General features: G+C 68.7%; 2 protein-coding genes. Both read right to left on the bottom strand.

Annotated features, from left to right (window positions below):
* Positions 1-620, bottom strand: a 620-nt coding sequence (locus tag RMO97_RS15860; protein ID WP_310542002.1) for a crotonase/enoyl-CoA hydratase family protein, incomplete at its 3' end; no start/stop codon positions are given.
* Positions 621-631: 11 nt separating this feature from the next.
* Positions 632-1,549: a glutathione S-transferase family protein gene (locus tag RMO97_RS15855; RefSeq protein WP_310542001.1), complete on the bottom strand. Its 918-nt coding sequence runs from the start codon at positions 1,547-1,549 to the stop codon at positions 632-634.
* Positions 1,550-1,845 lie beyond the last annotated feature (296 nt).

Here is a 1,845-nt window from a genome sequence, read left to right as displayed (position 1 = left end):
GCCAGGGCCTCGGCGCGGGGATCGGCGCAGACCCGCGTGGCGAAGCCCATCTGCAGCGCCTCCTCACCGCTGAAGATGCGGCCCGTATAGGTCAGCTCCCGGGCCACGTCGTCGCGCACCAGGCGTTTCATGAGCACGATGCCGCCCATGTCGGGGACCAGGCCCCACTTGATCTCCATGACCGCCATCCGGGTGTCGGGGGTGACAAAGCGCAGGTCGGCGCCGAGCGCCAACTGGAAGCCGCCGCCGAAGGCCACGCCGTGGATGGCGGCGATCACCGGCACGGTCTGTTCGCGCCAGACCATCACCGCCTGCTGGGCGCGGTTGGAGCCGCCCGGCGTGCGCTTGGGGGTCAGCAGGGCCTCGCCGGTGGAGGACTGGCCGCCCGAGCGTTCGCCCGAGGCCATCTTGCCGAAATTGCCCATGTCGAGGCCGGCGCAGAAGGCCTTGCCCTCCCCCGACAATACGATGGCGCGGACGCCCGGCCGGGTCTTCAGCGCCTCGCCGGTGTCGATCAGGGCCTGAAACATGTGGTCGTCCAGGGCGTTCATCTTGTCGGTGCGGACCAGGCGCACATCAGCGACGCCGTCCCTCAGATCAACCTTGATGCGGTCTTCCATGACGGGCTCCTTCAGAGGGGTCGGGCGCGCACGGCCACGTAGCCGGCGCGAGGGAAGTGGATGTGCAGGGCGCCGAGGTCGGCGGAGTTGCGGGCGATCACCAGCCGGTCGGCGGTGGCGGCCACCAGGGTCCCGGCGATGGGATCGCGGCCATAGTCGTCGGCCATCACCGTCACGTGGGTTCCGGGATCAAGGCCTAGCGCGTCGGCTGGGTCATGGGCGGGCGGCGGCCCCGGCTGGGTGTCGCGGGCGATCTGCAGGGCCACCCGGCCGGCCATCTCCTCGCGGGCGCCTTCGCCGAGCGCCATCATCTGCTCGGCCCAGTCGGGGATGCGGGTGAGACCCGCCGTCAGGGCCTTGGCCGTCGCGGGCAGGACATTGCTGAGCCAGACGATATTCATATAGGCCGCCACGTCCGCTAGCCCCGGCTTGTCGCCGGACAGGAAGGGGCGCCCGGCCAGGCCCTGGTCGATCCAGGCGGCGTGGGCCCGCCACTGGGGCCGCATGACGCCCGCCGCGCCCTTCATGGCGGCGACGTCGAAGGGGCGGCCCGACAGCTTTTCGCGATCCTCGATGAAGGCCTTGGGCACGGCGTCGCCGATCTCGCCGAAGATCACCGGCACGGTGGTCTGGAAGAACAGGCGGTCGGCCCAGAAATTCACCGCCCAGTCGGGGCCGGTGACGGCGGGCGGACTGGGCGCCCGGCGTTCGATCTCGGCCAGGATCACCTGGGTGTCGCAATAGACATCGGCGCCGATCTGCATGACCGGCGCGCGGCGATAGCCGCCGGTCAGCGGGGTCAGGTCCGGCTTTGGCATCATGTTCGGCGTGATCACCGAGGACCAGGCCAACCCCTTGAGTCCCAGGAAACAGCGCACCTTCTGGGAGAAGGGCGAGGCCTCGTAGTGGTGCAGGATGATCCCGATCATAGCGTCTCCCTGAGGTCTTCGCTCTCGAAGAACTCAATGCCTTGTTGAAGCGTGACGGGCGCCGAAACCGGAAACCACTTTCGGCTGTCACGCTTCGCCGGCTCTGAAGGCCCGGCGCGGGACTACGCTGTCACGGAATTCGGCGAGACGAAACTCTGACGCGGCGTCATGAGGAGGGCGCCACGAGCCCTGCATGCTCGAACACGTTCGTGGGGTGGGTGTGGTTTGGGGAGTAGATAGGTGTGGGTGTTGGGGGGGAGGGCCGAGGTAAAGGAACACCCAACCACACCCAACAC

The sequence above is a fragment of the Phenylobacterium sp. genome, from assembly GCF_031425575.1.
Lineage (GTDB): Bacteria > Pseudomonadota > Alphaproteobacteria > Caulobacterales > Caulobacteraceae > Phenylobacterium.
This window is presented reverse-complemented; position numbering and strand designations above follow the sequence as displayed.

What these genes read in the sequence shown, in the direction of transcription:
- RMO97_RS15855 (WP_310542001.1), bottom strand. Translation starts at nt 1,549, where the DNA reads ATGATCGGGATCATCCTGCACCACTACGAGGCCTCGCCCTTCTCCCAG.